At 41.7% G+C, this 19,339-nt stretch carries 15 protein-coding genes; 14 read left to right on the top strand and 1 reads right to left on the bottom strand.

Features of this window, described 5'->3' with window-relative positions; translation table 11 throughout:
• The first annotated feature begins 62 nt into the window (after positions 1-62).
• The 14 genes from U5O15_06015 to U5O15_05950 all read left to right on the top strand — a co-directional run bounded on the left by U5O15_06015 (position 63) and on the right by U5O15_05950 (position 18,858).
• A complete protein-coding gene (locus tag U5O15_06015; GenBank protein MDZ7860207.1) occupies positions 63-1,184 on the top strand; it encodes a hypothetical protein in 1,122 nt (373 codons plus the stop codon).
• Positions 1,185-1,229: 45 nt separating this feature from the next.
• Positions 1,230-1,598 (top strand): STAS domain-containing protein, encoded by a 369-nt coding sequence (locus U5O15_06010; GenBank protein MDZ7860206.1) that lies wholly within the window; start codon positions 1,230-1,232, stop codon positions 1,596-1,598.
• A 29-nt stretch (positions 1,599-1,627) separates the two neighbouring features.
• The gene (locus U5O15_06005; protein MDZ7860205.1) at positions 1,628-2,026 is read left to right on the top strand and encodes an STAS domain-containing protein; all 399 of its coding nucleotides are present in this window, start codon (positions 1,628-1,630) and stop codon (positions 2,024-2,026) included.
• Positions 2,027-2,443: 417 nt separating this feature from the next.
• Positions 2,444-4,642 carry a hypothetical protein gene (locus U5O15_06000; GenBank protein MDZ7860204.1) on the top strand — a complete coding sequence of 733 codons (2,199 nt, stop codon included), beginning with the start codon at positions 2,444-2,446 and terminating at the stop codon, positions 4,640-4,642.
• A gap of 101 nt (positions 4,643-4,743) precedes the next feature.
• Positions 4,744-6,510 carry a lamin tail domain-containing protein gene (locus U5O15_05995; GenBank protein MDZ7860203.1) on the top strand — a complete coding sequence of 589 codons (1,767 nt, stop codon included), beginning with the start codon at positions 4,744-4,746 and terminating at the stop codon, positions 6,508-6,510.
• Positions 6,465-7,274 (top strand): hypothetical protein, encoded by an 810-nt coding sequence (locus U5O15_05990; protein MDZ7860202.1) that lies wholly within the window; start codon positions 6,465-6,467, stop codon positions 7,272-7,274. The genes U5O15_05995 and U5O15_05990 overlap by 46 nt, the downstream gene beginning before the upstream one ends.
• Complete coding sequence (locus tag U5O15_05985; protein MDZ7860201.1) at positions 7,262-8,947, top strand: hypothetical protein; 1,686 nt, start codon at positions 7,262-7,264, stop codon at positions 8,945-8,947. The genes U5O15_05990 and U5O15_05985 overlap by 13 nt, the downstream gene beginning before the upstream one ends.
• 657 nt (positions 8,948-9,604) lie before the next feature.
• Entirely contained in the window at positions 9,605-10,756 is a 1,152-nt protein-coding gene (locus U5O15_05980) for a pyridoxal phosphate-dependent aminotransferase (GenBank protein MDZ7860200.1), read from the top strand.
• 77 nt (positions 10,757-10,833) lie between these two features.
• On the top strand, positions 10,834-11,781 hold the full coding sequence (gene arcC / locus U5O15_05975) for a carbamate kinase (protein MDZ7860199.1): 948 nt from the start codon (positions 10,834-10,836) through the stop codon (positions 11,779-11,781).
• Positions 11,782-11,976: 195 nt separating this feature from the next.
• A complete protein-coding gene (gene purD, locus U5O15_05970) occupies positions 11,977-13,239 on the top strand; it encodes a phosphoribosylamine--glycine ligase (GenBank protein MDZ7860198.1) in 1,263 nt (420 codons plus the stop codon).
• Positions 13,240-13,350: 111 nt separating this feature from the next.
• A complete protein-coding gene (purE, locus tag U5O15_05965; protein ID MDZ7860197.1) occupies positions 13,351-13,818 on the top strand; it encodes a 5-(carboxyamino)imidazole ribonucleotide mutase in 468 nt (155 codons plus the stop codon).
• On the top strand, positions 13,803-14,405 hold the full coding sequence (locus U5O15_05960; GenBank protein MDZ7860196.1) for an L-threonylcarbamoyladenylate synthase: 603 nt from the start codon (positions 13,803-13,805) through the stop codon (positions 14,403-14,405). Before purE ends, U5O15_05960 begins: the two co-directional genes overlap by 16 nt.
• Positions 14,406-15,127: 722 nt before the next feature.
• The gene (locus U5O15_05955; GenBank protein ID MDZ7860195.1) at positions 15,128-15,907 is read left to right on the top strand and encodes a C39 family peptidase; all 780 of its coding nucleotides are present in this window, start codon (positions 15,128-15,130) and stop codon (positions 15,905-15,907) included.
• A gap of 425 nt (positions 15,908-16,332) precedes the next feature.
• On the top strand, positions 16,333-18,858 hold the full coding sequence (locus U5O15_05950; protein ID MDZ7860194.1) for a C1 family peptidase: 2,526 nt from the start codon (positions 16,333-16,335) through the stop codon (positions 18,856-18,858).
• 281 nt (positions 18,859-19,139) lie between these two features.
• Here U5O15_05950 and U5O15_05945 read toward each other — a convergent pair whose 3' ends face one another.
• Positions 19,140-19,301: a hypothetical protein gene (locus U5O15_05945; GenBank protein ID MDZ7860193.1), complete on the bottom strand. Its 162-nt coding sequence runs from the start codon at positions 19,299-19,301 to the stop codon at positions 19,140-19,142.
• Between the last annotated feature and the right edge of the window lie 38 nt (positions 19,302-19,339).

Below are 19,339 nucleotides of genomic sequence, written 5' to 3'. Positions count from 1 at the left end.
GTATATTGGAGTATCCTGAATATGTATGCTATTCAAGAGAATTTGAATTTGAAGGAGAAAAATTGGCTGATAATTTTGAATTAAGAGAGGAAATAAGCAGGGATGGAGAAAAGTATTTTCTCCAGACTACTTTTCTGCCTCGGGATAATTCTATTGTGGCGGCGTTTTTCAAAAAGGGGGGTTGTTTTGATTCAGTTACTTATCCCCTGAAGGAAGGAAAAACGCCGGACGAGTCTGTTGAGACGGCAAAGATTATTCATAATAGGAACAAGGCTAAGTTTCTTCTGCTTCTTGATGTAAGAGAAAAAATAAGATCCTCTGATAAAGCCTGGGCTCATCTCAAATTGGCGAAAGCTCTGTTTCTCCGGAATCTCTATAATGAAGCTATCGAAGAAGCGGAAACTGCCGTAAAGAAGGGTGAGAAGGGAGCAGAGCCTTACAAAATAATCAGCGGATCCTGGTATGAAATGGGTGAATATACGAAAGCTTTTCACGCTGTGATTAAGGGATTGAAGATAAGAGCGGATTACCCTGATCTACACAATCTTGCCGGGAAGATATACTATATGCGAAATAACTGCAGACTCGCTGTGGACAGTTTTAATCGGGCGATTGAGCAGAATTACTATTATGGTGAAGCTTATTTGAATATAATAAAAACTTTAATGTTGAATTCAATAATAAAACAGGATTATGAGTTATCGCGTGAACTTAAGGGTGATTTTGACGAATATCTCGATAAAGTCTCAACGCTGAATCCTTCTTTGAACAGGGATAAAATAGAAGAGGTAAAGAAGCTTTTCAGTGAAGAAAAGTATGAAGATGTTTTGAATGTTCTTGACCGTGTTGAAGAAGTTTCAGATAGAATCAATGTGGATAAGATTATAAGCGAACTTTATTTAATGATATTGCAGAGTGGAGATGATCTTGAAGAAATAGAGATTGATAAATATCTCGAGAGTATGGAGAAAATAGTAGATCAGAATCCTAATTTCGCCGACGCGCATAATTCTCTTGGAATACTATACGCCGCCAAGAGCAAGATGTTTATGGACAGAGCCGGGAAGGCTTTCAAGATGGCTGTTAAGATCAATAAAGATTATGAGAAGGCCAAAAAGAATATCAGGCTGACAGAGAATGAAAGGCAGGGGATTTTTATATTATTAAGGGCCTTATTGGACTGAACCTTGCTTATAAATAACTATTGATAGAAAAGGGGAATCTTAGATATGAATAAGTTGCGTATTGAAGAAGAATTTATTGAAGATATAACAATTTTAAAGCTTTTTGGGTTAATTGACTCCGCGACTTCCTTTTATCTTGAGTCAAAGCTCGATGAGTTAATAATCGCCGAGAGGGTAAGATTAGTAATTGATCTGACTGAAGTGGATTATATCAGCTCAGCTGGTTGGGGTATCTTTGTTTCCGAAATTAAAGGGTTACGTGAAAAAGGGGGAGATATCAAGCTAGCCGGGATGACCCCTGAAGTCCGTGATGTTTTTGAACTCTTAGAATTTGACACATTATTGACTCCATACGAGTCCGCTACGGATGCTTTGATGGCATTCGATTCGCGAAAGAGCAATAAAACGAATTAATATGCAAATCCAAAAGGAGTGGAAATGACATGAACGATATCAGTGTTTCTTTTTCCAAACCAGAAGAAAATCAGAATGTTTCTATTGTAACTGTAAAAGGATTTATAGACACAACTACATCCAGCGAGTTGGAGGAAGCCATTAAAAAACTTCTTGATGAACGGAGATTTGATATTGTTATCAATTTGGGCGATGTGGATTATATTAGCTCAGCCGGCTGGGGGATTTTCATAAGTGAAATTAAGAAGATACGGCAGAACGGCGGAGATCTTAAACTTGCCTCCATGGTGGGCGATGTTTATGAAGTATTCGAACTTCTGGAGTTTCAAACAATACTGGAAAGTTATGACAGTGTAGATGAAGCAGTCCGCAGCTTCGGCGGATTTAAGGAGAATAACTGGGAAAAAACTGGCAGTAAACAAGTTTGATCTGACTGCTCATTACAATACAAATTAGAAATTTTGGGCCATTCAGTGTTTTTTATTCACTCTTGGCCTATCTGTTTATATCCCGCAGCGCTTTCCTGCATATTAGAGTTATACTTCGGATCTTTCCCAATTTTTAACAAATCGGTTTTCATTGATTTTTTAGAGATGGTGGCTGATTGATATTTTCAAAACCCTCCGGAGGGCGAGCGGGCAAGGATTTCTGGCCCGAAGGGGCAGAAAGAGCGAGCCCGAGGCGGGAGTGGCGATTTACTCGCCGGGGAAATCGACCACGATTTTGAAAATATCAATCAGCCGCACAGAATACAAATCATCGACTACCTTATAGGTTATAAAAATTGGGAAAACTTCAAATTATGACTCCTTGATTGATATTTCTTTTTCTATTACACTTGCCCATTGCCTGAAGATGAAGGGAAAACCGTGTTTGAAGTTGTTGTAAGTATGATGACAGGATTAGGCTTATCGGGTTGGATAGCCTGCGCGGTATTTATTATTTTTTCTTTTTTTATCTACAGGAGATCTTTTCCTCCCATTTCACGATTAAAGAGGGGGATTTTATCCGGTCTCAGGGCCATGACTTTCCTTTTCCTTATTATCCTTATCGTAAATCCCATTATCACATATCAGAATAGTGAAGAAAGAAAGCCGTTAATTCCTGTACTTGTAGATGTTTCAAAAAGTATGAATATAGAGGATTGTTCAGGCGGAAGCCGGTTTGAGTCATCAATATCTGTTCTGAGCAGGCTGGTTAACATGGGGGATGAATATTCAGCTGATATGGAAATCATACCTTTTTCAAGCAGTGTGAATGAAAATTCAATACCTGAGGATAGCCTTCCGGAAGCTAATGGAGAAGGAACTATGATTACAGCCGCGTTAAAGACAGTCGCAAATCGGTACAGGTATTCTAATACTCCCGGGATAATACTTCTTTCAGACGGTGTTCAGACAGATCAGGATAGGTTGACTGAAGGATTTGAATTACCGGTGTATTCAGTAGGATTTGGAGATTCTTCGGGCGGAGGATATTTATCTATAGAAGATGTTATATATGAAAACAGAGTTTATGCCGGAATGAAAACGAGTATAGAAGTAGTATCCGCCGCGGGAGGACTAAACGGAGATGGTCAAATAAAGGCCAGATTGTTCGAAGACGGCAAATTAATAGACAGTTTATTGATTTCTACCGGGAAAGATATTGGTGAATACCGGGCTGACTTTGATTATACAGCGGGGAAGGCCGCGCGCCACAGAATGAAGATTGAGATGGAATATGAAGAGGAAAGATTATCCGGCAGAAGAATTGAGGAATTCAATATCAATATACTCAAGGAAACGCAGAAAATTCTCTACATTGATGAGCATGCCGATTGGAATATGACTTTTCTCCGTAATCTCGCGGATGAAATGAAAAGGTACGAATTTGATTTCGTTACCTGGAACCGCGAACACGGCTTTATCAAGTTGCCGGAATACCTCAAATGGCAGTTTCCAACCGGCAGTCCGGGGTTAAAGCGGTATGACCTCGTGATTATTTCCGATGCTGAAAAGATTTTTTCAATACGTGAGAATGCCGATAATTTGATTGAATATACCCGCGATGGCGGAGGTGTTCTGTTCCTTGCCGATGGAAAAAGTCCTTTAAATGCTGAGGTTTCATATAAACTTATAGAAAGTGTTGTTCCTGCCGAAAAGGTGTCGGTATCAAAGATATCAGGGGGTGAATACTATTTGAAGCTCCCTCAGGATAGAAATAATCCCATTACAATCAGGGTTGCCGAGAGTGGAGATATTTATAATCTTCCTCCATTGACCGCTTACCTTTATGGATTCAGTCCTTCTATGGGGACGGAGATTCCTCTTTATTTAACTGATAAGAATAAGGACGACTTAAAACCCCTTATAGCTGTTGAAAGAATTGAAAGTGGTGTTTCAGGTCTATTATTTGGGATGTCACTCTGGAAGTGGAAGTTGTCCGGTTCGGACAGAGAGAATATCTACAATGTGATCTTCTCCGCGTTGATTCAATATGTTGCTTCCGGAGCTCAGAGTCATATGCTGGATGTTGTTCCATCTAGAAACAGGTATACTGCCGGAGAAAAGCCCGATATATCCGTATATTTAAGTGCGGAGAGAAAGCCTCGAGCTATTAAGGGGAAACTCTATAAAATTGAGAAAAATGAAGAAAATCTTCTGCGGACTTTCATTTTCGATCCTGAAATTACGAAAAGAGGAATTTACAGGTCTAAACTATCCCTGCTTAATCCGGGTCGTTACAGGGTTGCGGCGAGGGAAATTCTGGATTCAGGCAGAGGTTTTGAAGGAGAAACGGAATTCAGTGTTGATTCGCTCTCAGTTGAGTATATCCAAAGATCCATGGATGGCGAATTTCTCAAGCGTTTGTCTGAGAAGTCTGGAGGCAGGTTTTATCTCCCGGAAAAAGTTGACGAAATTTTTTCGAGTATGACTCCTCATACCGATAAGATCGAGATAACTCGAAAAAGCTCATTCCGAACTAATGTCATATTCCTTGTTGTAATTATCAGTATGCTAACAGCCGAGTGGATTTTGAGGAAGTTATGGAATATGGTATAGCTGACCATCTGATATTATTTTTAAGATATTATTAAAAAGTTCTTGAAATAACTTTCTGATTTAATTTAATATGAATATATCGATCCTGTGAGGAGGTTGTGATGATGAAGTTGAAGGGTCATACCAGAAAGAAGATCTTTCCCAGCTATAATAACCTAAACCTTAATATTTCCTGCGGAATGTTCCTGCTGTTCGGTCTCTTTGCGCCGGGAGTATTTCCGGCCCCGTCTATATGTGCCGAAGGGATAGTAATCAATGAAATATATTATGATCATCCAGGCAGTGATACCGGGCATGAATTTGTTGAGTTGTATAATACAGGTGAGGAAGCTGTTAATCTTAATGGATTCAGGATTGAATTTTTGGATGGCAGGACCGGAGGTTCGGAAACATATTTCAGTTTTATCGATAATATTTATCTTGCCTCTCAAGAATTAATTTTTGCTGGAGGACAATATTGTGTTCCCACTCCCGAGTTTACGGCAATGTGCGGACTGCAAAACGGACCTGACGCGGTAAGGCTGATATATAACGGGTCTATCGTTGATCTGGCGGGGTATGGAGAATTGAGTTTAAGCGCTCTCTATGAATCGAAACCCGCTGTAGATGTGGATGCGGGGTTTAGTCTCTCCAGGAAACCGGATGGAAGAGACAGTGAAAACAACAATGCCGATTTTGTTCCTTCTTCTCCTACGCCGGGAGAAAAGAATTTCTTTAGAACAGATCTGGAGTTGTCAATAAAAAATGATGAACTTTTCCCATGCGCCAATGCCCCGGTCAGTTTGGATATCGAACTTAAGAATTGCGGTTTAGAGAATTTCTCCTGTCCCGTTCACATTTGTGTAGCTGCAGTTTCAAAAGATATAAGGGAAAAGATCGCGGTCATATCTAATAAAGAAGCGCTAAAATCGGAAGAGGTTTTTGGCTATAAACATGATTTTTCAGTTTCAGGATTTAGTGACAGCGTTTCGGTCTTAGCATTTATCGAAGAGGATGAAGACCAGAATACAGGGAATGACTCAGCTTGTGTATCCTTCTATATATCTCCCCGAGACCTTGTAATAAACGAAATTATGTACAGACCTGATGACGGTTCATCTGAATGGATTGAATTATATAATACCGGCGATAACTGCGTTAATCTGCGGGGCTGGTTCTTAAGCGACGCGAATCGGGCCGGGAAACTGATTTCCAGCAGTGAACTTTTAATAGCTCCCGGGCGATATTTACTTCTTGCTCAATTCCCGGAAGGTCTGAAAGAAACTCTTTCTGACGGAAATATCGCGATCCATGACGTTGAAGGCGGATGGCCGGTGCTTAACGATTACAGTACACCTTCTTCACCTGAAGTTATTATTATGAAAAACAGACGGGATAGAATAGAAGAAAAGATCGAATATCATAATATCACCGAGGAAGAGAGAGGAAGGTCGATCGAGAGGTTTTCTCCATTTGTATGCAGCTTGGTCAAGGGGGGATTATGGCATAGATCTGCCGCGCCCTGCGGTTCAACCCCGGGGAAAGAAAATTCATCTTTCAATGGGCTTTCCGCGATAACCGAAAAACTTAGAATATCGCCGAACCCTTTTTCTCTTTCCAGAGACGGCGAGCTTGTTATCTCCGGTAAGGCTCGAAGCCGCGACAGCGGTTTTCTAGTGAGAATATTCAATATGGAGGGGATGGAAGTTATCCGGCTGGCCGGAGAGAAAAACGGGGCCGACTATTTTTCTCTCCTGTGGGATGGTCTCGATTCCGAAGGCAGGGCTGTAGTGACGGGTCTTTATATCTGTGTTGTGGAGTATTTCGGGTTGGGTGGTAGTGTATGCAGAATAGAGAAAAAGTGTGTGGCGGTAAAGAACGACAGATAATATTAATAATCATTCTGTATTATATTATTAATATTCCTGTGCCGGTTTCCGCTGGCGCGGCGGTTTGGACTAAGGCGAGAAGTGGAGCGGTCCATCCCGGTATCGTCCCTAATTTGAATTGTCTAAGAACTGACTGTAATCATATCGGGCTGATTTCCTCTGTTTCCAACCCATATTCAATAAAAGGACTCACTGATTCCTTTCTTTTAACGGGAATCCATAACGGCAGTAATGATCTATGGATCTCTTGGTCTCTTCTTAATCATGATTTATACAGAGAAGACCGCGTTAGAATAAGATGGATAAGAAGAATAGCGCGATGTGGTATTAAATTGGGGTTAGCTCCTGGTTTTAGAGGCAAGAGGGTTGCCGGGTTTAACTATGAAACAGAGAAAACGATAGGAGTATCAGCAAGTTACAACTGGAGAAATCTTCTCGGATTGGGAGTTAAGGGGAATTTACATAACTTTGATTGTTATGATAACGAAAAAGTAAAATTCATGGTTTCAATAAGTGATCCCCCCATATCTCTTCTTTTTAATTATGTTGTTCTGAGGAGGAATGACGATAACTTCCTTATCGGGTTGGAAGTTAATTTGAGCTGTAACTTTTGTATTTTGTCCGGGTACGACGAAAACACAAATGAAATTTCAACGGGCTTGGTTTATCGAAGAAATTATTGGTATTTCGGTGTAACTTGGAACAATCATCCAGTGCTCGGAAGCACGATTTCGGCCGGAGTTGGTGTGTTATGGGCGGGATGACTTTGTTTATCAGGGCTTGTATATTTATAAATATATCCCTGATTCTTACAAACGTAAATCTGTCCGCTGAAATCTATGATGACTCCGCGGCAGGATCAATAGAGGGTTTTTCCGAAGAAGAGTACAGGGTTATTAAGTTTCTTCAGGATAATCCTGTTGATCTTTATAAAGCGAGTGTCGGGGACCTTATGGAAATCCCGGGATTTACGATACCTCTCGCGCGCAGGGTTATAAAAGCTGTCAATCAATCTGAAGACGATAGTGATTGGATGTTATTATTATCTCCTCGAGACAGGAAGGAGATAGTAAAATACAAAAGGTTCATAATTATCCCATCGGTGAAGGGCTACAATTTTGAGTTACGATACACATCCAGACACTTATTAGATTCAGACGGATATACCGATGATGGATATATTCATCTTGAGAACGAATGGGCGGATTTTTCGGGGAGGATCAGAAGAAGGGGGGGCGCGCCCGAGATGACCGCATACGTGTTGTTTGATCTTATAGAAAGGCATTTAAGCTTTTACGTCGGGGATTTCCTTCCTGATTTCGCTATGGGACTTGTAGCAGAAGGGCAGACGTTCTATTACCCTTTTTCATACAGTTACCCGCTGAACAACTACAGGTTTATAAGTAAAGGAACTTACTTTTACGGAAAAGTTATCAGGGGAATGGCTACTTGTTACAAAAGAGGTTTATTCCGGATATTTATTTTTAACGGGTTGATGCGAAAATATAAGGACGGAAAGTTTATTTTTAGTGATAATCTTTACCGGGGAGGGAGATTAGAGACAAAAATCGGCGAATCAAAGGTTGGCGCTTCCATTATAAGAGATGGAACATCATCTGGAAATTATGCCGGAATAGATGCAAGGATCAAAAGGGGAAGTCTGGACCTTGGTTTAGAGCTGGCATTATCTGCGGAAGGAGGAAAAGCCCTTTCCTGTGCCGGAAGCATTAAGAAAAGGAAAACAAAAGCGGGGATTCTCCTTTATAATGTGAACAGATATTTTGGTAATTCTCTGGGGAGGATTCCAGCGGACGGAAGGAAATTAAACGGGATGCAGCGCGGGATCTCTGTTGTGGTCGAAAGAGAATTTCTAAAAGATTTATCTCTTCGCTGTTCGATCGAGCGTTGGATGAACAGACGATCCTATTTACTGGAAAATAAATTATCCCTGAGGTTTCAGCTTATCAGGAAAATGAGTAATAAGAAGATCCGTCTGGCATGGAAGCACAGTGAAAAAGAAAAGAAAGGGGCTATGCTCCGGGAAATTGAACCTTTCTCAGCTTCTAACACCCTTAAATTATTATTTAACTGTAAAGCCGGTGAGCATGTTAAGATCCGCAATTCAATGAAAATCCCATGGGAAGAAGATTCATACGGCTACCTGATTGCCCCTTCGGTGGAGTTTACTTTCATGGACGGGCTTATCAAAGGAAATTATTCATTCGCTGCGTACAGGGCTCTTGAGGGAAACCCTTCATATTATTACTATCAGCCTTCCGTAAGGGGGAGTTTTGCCTGGAAACATCTCTCCGGAAGCGGTTTCCGCAATGTCATAGGATTCGAGCTTTATTATAGAAAAACACTTATACATTTGCTGTTCTCAGTTGATTCTTCAGGGAAGACAGATATGACCGTACAGGCTGTTATGGGATTATAGTATTTTACGCTAAAGTTTCACATTGACTTCTTCTTATCCGCTTATCTTCCATACTTTTTTTACTCTGAATACCTGAAAAGCGGATTAGTTAATTAACATAATTTAAGAATAAGAATTGAGAAATTACACTGATAAAACGGAAGCTTTTTATTGATTGACAGTTATATTTTTAGAAATTACTAGTGGAGTTTCCCCAATTTTTATAACCTATAAGGCAGTCGATGATTTGTAACAGTATGCGGCTGATTGATATTTTCAAAATCGTGGTCAATTCCCCCGGCGAGGGAATTGCCACTCCCACCTCGGGCTCGCTCTTTCTGCCCCTTCGGGTCAGAAATCCTTGCCCGCTCGCCCTCCGGAGGGTTTTGAAAATATCAATCAGCCGCACTCATCAGCAATGAAAGCCCTATTCCACTTACTAATCCTAATAAATGATTGTATTTCGCATTGTTAGTAAAATACTTGACGGATTTTCGGGGAAGCTCCACAAATTACAGATATTGACAATAACCTTCCGAAGAGCTAATATATTGGATACGATGTTAGCTGGCGCGTAATATTATGCGTAATAGAGGATAGAGTGGATTGTTTGATATTTCCGCTCAATTATTAATTATATAATTCTTTGGCAAATAGTCAGTTATGATTGGAGGACCTATGCTGGCAGAAAGAATGAACCGGCTTGGAACTGAGACTGCTTTTGAAGTCCTTTCAAAAGCCAATAAAATGGAATCCGAGGGACGTGAAATCATCCACCTTGAAATCGGAGAACCCGATTTTGACACTCCGAGGAATATAATTGACGCGGCAATTAAAGCTCTAAATGACGGATTTACTCATTATGGGCCATCAGCAGGACTGCCGGAAACAAGAAAGGTTTTTGCTGATTTTATAAGTAAAGACCGCGGTGTTGATATTGGTCCCGAGAATATCGTTGTAACACCTGGTGCTAAACCGATTCTTTTCTTCTCAATTCTGGCCCTTGTTGACGCGGGAGATGAAGTTATATATCCGAATCCCGGATTCCCTATATATGAGTCTGTTATTAACTTTGTTGGCGGCAAACCTGTTCCAATTCCCTTGAGAGAGGAAAAAGAATTTTCCTTCGATTTAGATGAGATGAAGGATCTAGTAAATGAAAAAACCAAATTGATTATTTTGAATTCACCCCATAACCCGACTGGCGGAAGCTTGACGCCGGATGATATGAAGGGTATAGCGGAACTGGCTGTTGAGTACGACGCGTGGATACTTAGTGATGAAGTTTACAGCAAGATGGTCTATGATGGTGATCATGTGAGTATATATGATTACCCTGAAGTAATGGACAGAACTATTCTTCTCGAGGGTCATTCAAAAACTTACGCTATGACCGGTTGGAGACTTGGATACGCTTCTATGCCGGAGGAACTGGCGGCGCAGATTGCCAAGATCCAGACTAACAGTAATTCCTGTACATCAACTTTTATTCAGAAGGCCGGTGTAGAAGCTGTCACGGGACCTCAGGATGAATCTAAAAAAATGATGGCAGAATTTAAGGCAAGAAGGGACATGTTCGTTGAAGGGCTAAACGAAATCCCCGGGTTTAAATGTCTGAAACCCAAGGGTGCCTTCTACGTTTTTCCGAATATAACCGGTACGGGGAAAAAATCAAAAGAGATAGAGGAATACCTTCTGGATGAAGCGGGTGTCGCGGGCCTCAGCGGTACGAGTTTCGGAAGTTATGGAGAGGGTTATTTAAGGTTCTCTTACGCTAATTCTCAGAAGAATCTTAAAAGAGCTCTGGAACTTATAAAAGAGGCGCTGTAGTTTTATAACACGTAAAGCTTGACTCCCTGGCGAGAACCAACACCTTTCGCCGGGGAGCTTTATTTCTGGAGGTTGCTTTGAAAACAGATATTGACGTAATAGCACTTGGCGGAAATGCTATTTTACCCGCTGAAGGAGAGGGTACGATAGAACAGCAGAGAGAAGTGACGAGGAGAACGATGAAGCAGATATGCTCTCTCATAAAATCCGGCAGGAAGATTATCATCACACATGGCAACGGACCTATCGTTGGTAATATTATTGAGCGGGGAGAAGCGGTAAAAGACCATATACCTCCGATGCCTATAGACGTTTGCGGCGCTGATTCGCAAGGCGGGATTGGATATATGGTCCAGCAAATACTTGGGAGTGAACTCAGAAGTGAAGGGATTAATAAAGAGGTTGTTTCTCTTATTTCGCAGGTAAGGGTGGCGGAAGATGATGACGCCTTCGATAAACCGACTAAACCTATCGGGCCATTTTATACAAAAGAAGAAAAGGAAGTTATCGAAAGAGAGAAAGACTGGATAATGAAGGAAGATGCCGGTGGGCGCGGATTCAGACGTGTTGTGCCGAGCCCAACACCTCTTGAAATTATTGAAACACCGGTCATTTCGAAACTCCTGAGCCTTGATGTAATTATAATTGCCGTCGGAGGGGGCGGGATTCCGGTGGTTAGAAGGGAAAATGGCTTTGAAGGCGTCGAAGCTGTTATCGACAAGGATAGAGCCGCCTCTGTTCTTTCCGAGGATGTTAAGGCTGACAGGCTTATTATACTTACTAATGTTGATTATGTGTATGTAAATTACGGGAAAAGCAACCAGGAAGCACTTGAGAGAATTTCACTATCGGATTTAACAAAGCTCTACAGGAATTATGAATTCCCCGCTGGAAGCATGGGGCCTAAGGTAAGGGCTGCCATAGATTTTTTGGAATCCGGCGGTGATGAAGCTATTATCTCCCATGCTTCTCATCTGCTTGAAGCCTGCGAGGGCAAATCCGGCACTCATATTTACCATGATTGATTAAGATAGTTGAGTAACTTTCTTCTCCGGGTTAAAAGTTCTCTTTGGTGTAAAAATACTCGATCAAGATGCTGATTCAATATATTACTATTAAAATGGAATCTCATTTGTGCTGGAAATAGAATAGACGCAAGATATTTTTATAAAGAACAGTTTTTAATAATAATCAATTCATCTCCAGAGGAGGGAGTTTCAATGAAGGTCCTGGTAATAGGCTCGGGGGGGCGGGAGCATACACTCGCGTGGAAAATTTCCAAATCCCGGGAAGTTGAGAGAATATATACAGCGCCGGGAAATGCCGGAGTTGAAGGAGTTTCTGAATCTGTTCCCGTTGAGGCAAATGATATTGAGGGACTCTTGAAATTTGCCTTAGATAAAGGGATAGACTTGACAGTCGTAGGTCCCGAAGCCCCGCTTGTAGATGGTATCGCGGACAGATTTATCTCTGAGGGGTTGAGAATATTCGGGTTTACCGGATCAGGGGCTCGTTTAGAGGGAAGCAAAGTGTGGGCTAAGGCGTTTATGGAAAAATATGGGATTCCAACCGGTGGTTTTTCTGTTTTTGATGATCCTTCCGCTGCGCTTGAATATATTGAAAATAGCAGTCCACCCTATGTGTTGAAGGCGGATGGTTTGGCGGCGGGCAAAGGTGTAATTATTTGTCAAGATGATAAAGAAGCCGGGGTTGCTGTTAACAAGATAATGAAAAAAAAGGATTTTGGCGAAGCGGGCAGCAGAATAGTAATTGAGGAATATCTCGAAGGTCAGGAAATCTCGATAATGGCCGTTTTTGACGGTAAGGATTATCGTCTGTTTGTACCTTCACAAGATCACAAGAGAGCCTATGATGGAGATGAAGGTCCAAATACGGGCGGTATGGGGGCCTATGCTCCCGTCCCTGTTTATACGGAACAGCTCAGGGAAAGAACGATAAAAGAAGTAATCGAACCGACATTCAGTGGAATGACCAAAGAAGGCATCAAGGGCGCGGGAATACTTTATTTTGGGCTTATCTGTACCAGTAACGGCCCGAAGGTTCTCGAGTATAATTGCAGGTTTGGGGATCCGGAAACACAGGTTGTTTTACCCCTTTATGACGGCGATCTTTTTGAGGTTCTTTTTGAGGCAACAAACGGAAATCTCAGCTCTGTTGATTTTAGAAACAGTTCTGACGCGGCTGTGTGTGTTGTTCTTGCTTCAGGGGGATATCCAGTGTCGTACAGGAAGGGCTATGAAATAAAGGGAATTGACAGAGCTCTGGAGGAGGGATGTTTTGTCTTTCATGCGGGAACAAAAAAAGAGAATGGTAAAATTGTAACTTCGGGAGGCAGAGTCTTGGGAGTAACCGCCGTTTCAAAGACACTTGAAGAATCCATAAGAAAGGCCTACCGGGGAGTGGATTTGATAAGTTTTAATGATTCATTTTCAAGAAGAGATATAGCTTTAAAGGGTGTTTGATTTTACGCGGTTGTAATGTGTTGAACCGGTAAGTAGCAAGATATAATATAAAAGAAATGAAAGTTGTATTTTAACGTGTGGGAATTTTTGCTTCATTGAAAGGAGTCGTATATGAACGGCAGTATTGATGTTGCTGTGATAATGGGCAGTGAGTCCGACAGGAAAGTAATGGAATCTTGCCTCGAGCAGCTTGAAAAGTTGGGCCTGGAATCTGAACTTGTTGTTTCTTCCGCCCACAGGAACCCTGATAAAACCAGGATGTACATTGAAAATGCTGTTGAGCGTGGAGCCAGGGTGTTCATTGCCGGAGCGGGAATGGCGGCCGCCCTGCCGGGATTTACGGCTTCTGTTACAGTGCAGCCTGTAATTGGTGTTCCTATCCCGAGCGGTTTACCCGACGGAATGGATGCACTGCTTTCGATGGTGCAAATGCCTCCGGGTATTCCGGTTGCCACAGTTGCCATTGGAAAGGCCGGAGCGAAGAACGCCGCGGTTCTGGCAGCTCAGATAATTGCTGTTGAGGACGAAAGTTTAAGAAAGAAAATAAGAAAGATGCGGGAAGAATGGAGAAAACCCTAAGAGGATATTTTGAATATGTCGGTATAAACGTGATTTCTGAGCTTCTCGCTGAAGGTGATATTGCGGTACTTCCGACAGATACAATCTACGGGTTTCATTGTCTGGCGGTCAATCGATCGTCAGTAGAGAAGGTTCTTTCTCTTAAGGGAAACAGGAAAAGCGGAGGGTTTGTTCTCCTCTTTTCAAATATTAGGATGGCTGACGGCTGGGTTTCATCCTGGAGGAATTCTTCGCGCGGAATGCTCTCTTCGATTTGGCCCGCGCCGTTGACCGCTGTGCTTCCCGCCTCTAAGTTTGTCGATCCTTTGTTAACACACAGAAAAAAAGTAGCTATAAGGATTCCGGCAAAGAAGCAGCTGAGAGATATAATAGATATACTCGGGTATCCTCTTGTGTCTACCAGTGTTAACAAAACCGGCTGTAAACCTCTTACAAGGATATCTGAGATAATTACAGTTTTTCCCGGACTGGGGGCTTATATTTCCAGGAAAGGGAGAACTCCCGTTCGGCCTTCAACTATTGTTGAATTTGGGATTCCTACCCCGAAAGTATTGAGGCACGGAGCTTATAATTGGTCTAATGGTTGAGGTTGTAAGGTATTAAGAAGTGTTTTCCCAATCAGATGGTTCTAACATTTATATCGAGTTCTATAATTTGTTTAGTTAAATCAAAGAATAGGAATAACTGCCGAATATAGGTACTGCAAGGAGTGAATTATTTGATTTCGAACTCGATGTTGTAACTTATACACTTGAAGCAAGGTATAGTATGGGTTTGACAGAAGTCGCGAGTGAAGAAGAAAATTCTAATATCAAGAACCAGACTTTTACAATATTTGCCGGTATAATGTTTTAATAGGTCAGGATATTTTAAATATAAAAACTTGATAAAAAGCCGTAATTCAGGCACATATACAGCGTTCGACGGTTAATTTAAGCAATTTTCTCTGTTATTTGATCTATAATTGATAACTTCCTGAAATAGATTACCGGAAAAGATTTATAAACTTAATGTATGGGCCTACAGTAGTTATTTATTTGATATTACTTTATGCGGAAATTATGTAATTCTAAATTGGTATGCAGGAAAATCGACCACGATTTTGAAAATATCAATCAGCCGCATACTGTTACAAATCATCGACTACCTTATAGGTTATAAAAATTGGGGAAACTTCACTGAGAAAAAATCGTTGACAAAAAATATAATCACAGGTAAAATATAGGTGCAAGTACCTATTATAACGGTTTAAATTAGTATCGGCCCGATTCTTTAAAGACAGAAGTTAAGGAGGTTTTCTGTGAAGAAAATGTTAATAACAGCAGCCACGTTTATATTTTTGATTACAGCTGTTGGTTCCGCGCATGCGATTCAGAAGACACTGGCGGTTACTCAGGTATGGCAGCACAAAGATACAAACATGTTCTGTAATGTGTGTGGAGCGGGTGCTACACATCCAGTGCATTCACCCGGATGTAACCATTGTGACATGTACTGCGGCCCGGCTTCAGTGGCTATGTATGCCATTTTTTCGGGAAGAACCGGCAATTTTATACAGCAGGATGATATCTATGATAACGGCAAGAGTTCTCAGGGAGAGATAACTGGAAATGGTATTCTTGAAACTCACGGTGTCGGGATGTACGCCGGTCTAGCATCTAACCCACCTGAGATTCAGAACGCCTTTACATATGGTGTCGGCTCTGCTCCCTATCAGTTTGGTCCTGGAGGAACGACAAATCCTTTGCTGACATGTTCTATGATAGAGCTCTACATAGATAATAATCAGATATTCTTGTGGATTGATGTAGCAGGTTGGCCTTCAGATATGACTGTGCCCAGTGAGCTTTATTACGATTCGGGTCACTGTAAAATCATCGCGGGGTATGATGATAAAGATACCCCTGAGGATTGTACGGATGACTCATTCTACATCTTCGATCCCTGGCCTACTTCGGGATCACCCAACTGGGTTTCCCAGAGCAGTGTGCTAAATAACACGAATGATGTTTTCCTTACGACTTATTCACCCGAATCACCGGCGGGGATAAGTTCTTGGGGCAAGATAAAGAGTATGTATAACGAGTAGTAAGATACAAATATTCGTTTATTAAAATAATGGGGAAGAGAAAGAGGGGGGCAGGGGTATATACCTGTCCCCCTCTTTTATTTTCTGCCTGATGAGGCGATATAGTAAAGACCGCTTAGTGGAATTCTACTTAAAGCACAACTGTAATTCCCTTAATATTTATTTACAGAGAAATGTGGAGAAAGTGATTGGTGTATAAGGGACGAAAGTATTGAATCTACTGTAAAAATTATCCGTAATATTTATTAGACAGGCACTATTTTGATGAATCAAGTTTAATATCCAGTGGGCGTATAAGAAGTGTTTTTTTATGATAACCAGGTGATTAAACAGAAAATATTTCACGCCAAGTCGTGGTAAATTGCTGCTGAATATGTTATAATTTCTGTGAGGTTAGCGTTTGGAAAGAAAAGACAGGAGAGAAAATGAAATTGCCTGAAAAAGGGAAACATATATTTATAATTGTAATAGCAGTCTTTTCAATGATCTTTTCAGCGGGCGGGGTCTCAGCCGCGGAAGATCAGGAGATTGCATCTCTTCAGCGGGAAATTGACAGCAAAGGATATAATTGGACAGCTGAGAGAACATGGGTGACAGATCTTTCTGATGAAGAATTCCAGAGGCTTCTCGGCGCGAGAATACCTGAGGATTTACAGAAGCGGATAGACAGTCGGCATGAGACAATTATTCCAAAGCTTCAATCACGGCTTCTTCCTTCAAGTTTTGATTGGCGGGATTATGATATTGTAACGCCTGTAAAGAATCAGGGATCATGTGGAAGCTGTTGGGATTTTGCCGGAATTGGAGCTTTAGAGGCTGTTTTGGCAATCAATGAGTCTGTTGAGTATGATCTCTCTGAACAGCAGATACTTTCATGTGCCACGCCGGGATCGGGATGCAGTGGAGGATGGTATGCGACTGTGTGGGATTATATCAGAAACAGCGGCGCCGTGCTTGAATTGTGTATGCCCTACGAAGCTGATGATACTGTGCCATGTGATGATGGCTCCTGCGAGAAAGTTGCTTCAAATAATGGCTGGGTAGACGTTCAGAATAACGTCGATGAGATAAAAGAACAGGTACTTATTTCTCCGGTTGCTACTACTTTTCATGTTTATGATGATTTCGGATCGTATGGTGGAGGATGTTATGAGCACTCGGGCGATGACCCGATAAATCACGCGGTAGTTATTGTGGGCTGGGCCGACAGTATGTGCGGTAATGAGGGCGCGTGGCTTGTTAAAAACAGCTGGGGGAGCAGCTGGGGAGATTCAGGATATTTTTGGATAAAGTATGGTTCCTGTAATATTGGAACCGCCACTCAGCGGGTAATCTACAGTACTGGAAATCAACTGGTCTTCGATCAGTATTCAATCGGCGACTCAACTGGTGACGGAGACGGAAGAGCGGATCCGGGTGAGAGTGTAGAACTGACTGTTACACTATTCAGCGATATTCTCTCAGAACAGAGACAGAACGTGCAAGCAGGCATTTCTACTTCCGGCAGCGTAATTGACGTTATTCAATCCAGCTCCGGTTACGGAACAATGAATCCCGGTGATTATTCGTCCGGAACACCTTCTTATGAAATAACTGTAAGTGAATTCGCTCAACCCGGAACCCATATTCCTTTTGTTCTTAATATAACCGCGGACGGCGGGTTCACCTCTTCTGATACTTTCGAAATAGCTATAGGGAACCCACCGGTTCTCCTTGTCGATGACGATGACGGGTCAGGAATTGACAGTTATATTAAAGAATCCCTGGATAACAACTGTTATTTCTATGAGGTTTGGGAGGAAGTGGAAAATGGTTATATTACCGGTTCTGAAATGGCTAATTATTCTTCCGTAATTTGGATGACAGGTACGGCTGGTGATATAGAGTCTTCAAACAGGAACGCGATTACTTCATTTTTAGGGTCGGGGGGGAATTTACTTATTACAGGTCAGGATGTAGGCTGGCAGCTTAATTATGAAGGGAACAGCGATGAGATAGCATTTTACAATGACTATCTACGGGCTAATTACATACAGGATGATTCAGGATACAGGAGTCTCACCGGAATAGCTGGAGATCCTGTAGGTGACGGGCTGTCATTTGATATTGGAGGAGGGGACGGAAGTTGCAATCAAAACTGGCCAAGTGAGATTGAACCTCTGGTTAACGCGGAAGCGGTTTTTGAATACCAATCGGGAATAGAAGGGGCTTTGAGATACACCGGTTCGTACAAACTGATTTATTGTGCTTTCGGACTCGAAGCTGTTAATATTTCAGCCGTTCGTGATACTCTGATCAGGCGAAGCCTCGAATGGCTGGTTGATTCATGGCCCGATTTAGAACAACCTCAAGTCGAAGTTATTGCGCCCGATGGCGGTGAAACTTTCAGGTGCGGGCAGGAATGTGAAATATCATGGGCAGCTTCTGATAATACGGGAATAACTTCTGTAGATATACTTTTGTCCCGGGACGGGGGAATGAGCTTTCCCGACACAATTGCAGCCGGAGAATCAAACGACAGTCTTTATACGTGGTTGGTTTCCGACAGCGTGAGTACTTCCAACAGAGTTAGAGTTATCGCGAGGGACGCCGCGGGCCTCGCGCAGTACGATAACTCAGACGGCAATTTTTCAACGGAAGTAATAACAGGTGAGCCGGACAATCCAGAACCTGGACGGTTTATTCTATCTCAGAATATTCCTAACCCTTTTAATCCTATTACAACAATCAGGTTTAATGTTCCACGCAGGTCTAATGTGAATATTTCTGTATATGATGTCGCGGGACGTCTTATTCGTGTTTTACTTGATAAAGAAGTTGAACCCGGACAAAGAGAAATTATTTGGGATGGAACCGATTTCAGAGGAGATAAAGTTGGATCCGGTGTATATCTGTGCAGGATGATTTCAGATGATTTCGAAAAAAGTTCTAAAATGGTACTAATGAGATGAATTTATACTTGGGAAATTTATTTACCTAAATATAGAGCTTAAATTCATTTATATAGGTTACCTTTGTAAAAACCGCGTAAAAGCGAGACCGAGATGCAGAGCCCGCAGACTTGCTCGGCCGGCGAGTAAACGACAACGATTTTGAAAATATCAATCATCCGCGTACTATTACAAATCATCGACTACCTTACAGGTTATAAAAATTGGGCAAACTTCACTTTAATAAATATTGGAGTTTCCCCAATTTTTAACATTCCTTTGTATATCCGGCTATTGGTATTTCAAAACCCTCTCGGAAGACGAGCGGGCATGGTTTTCCCATTTCCTTTAAGGAAATGGGAAAGAGCGAGTCTGAGAGCGGGAGACGCTATTTCCTCGCAGGGGAAATAGACGGCGTTTTTGACAATACCAATAGCCGGATAGAAACTAAATATCAATTGCACTTATCAATATGGATAATTACTTGATAGTTATGCCGTTA

The organism is Candidatus Krumholzibacteriota bacterium (genome assembly GCA_034520215.1).
In the GTDB taxonomy this organism is placed as follows: Bacteria; Krumholzibacteriota; Krumholzibacteriia; order Krumholzibacteriales; family WJIX01; genus JAGHBT01.
Note: the sequence above shows the minus strand (reverse complement) of the source record. Positions and strands in the feature narration are given on the sequence as shown.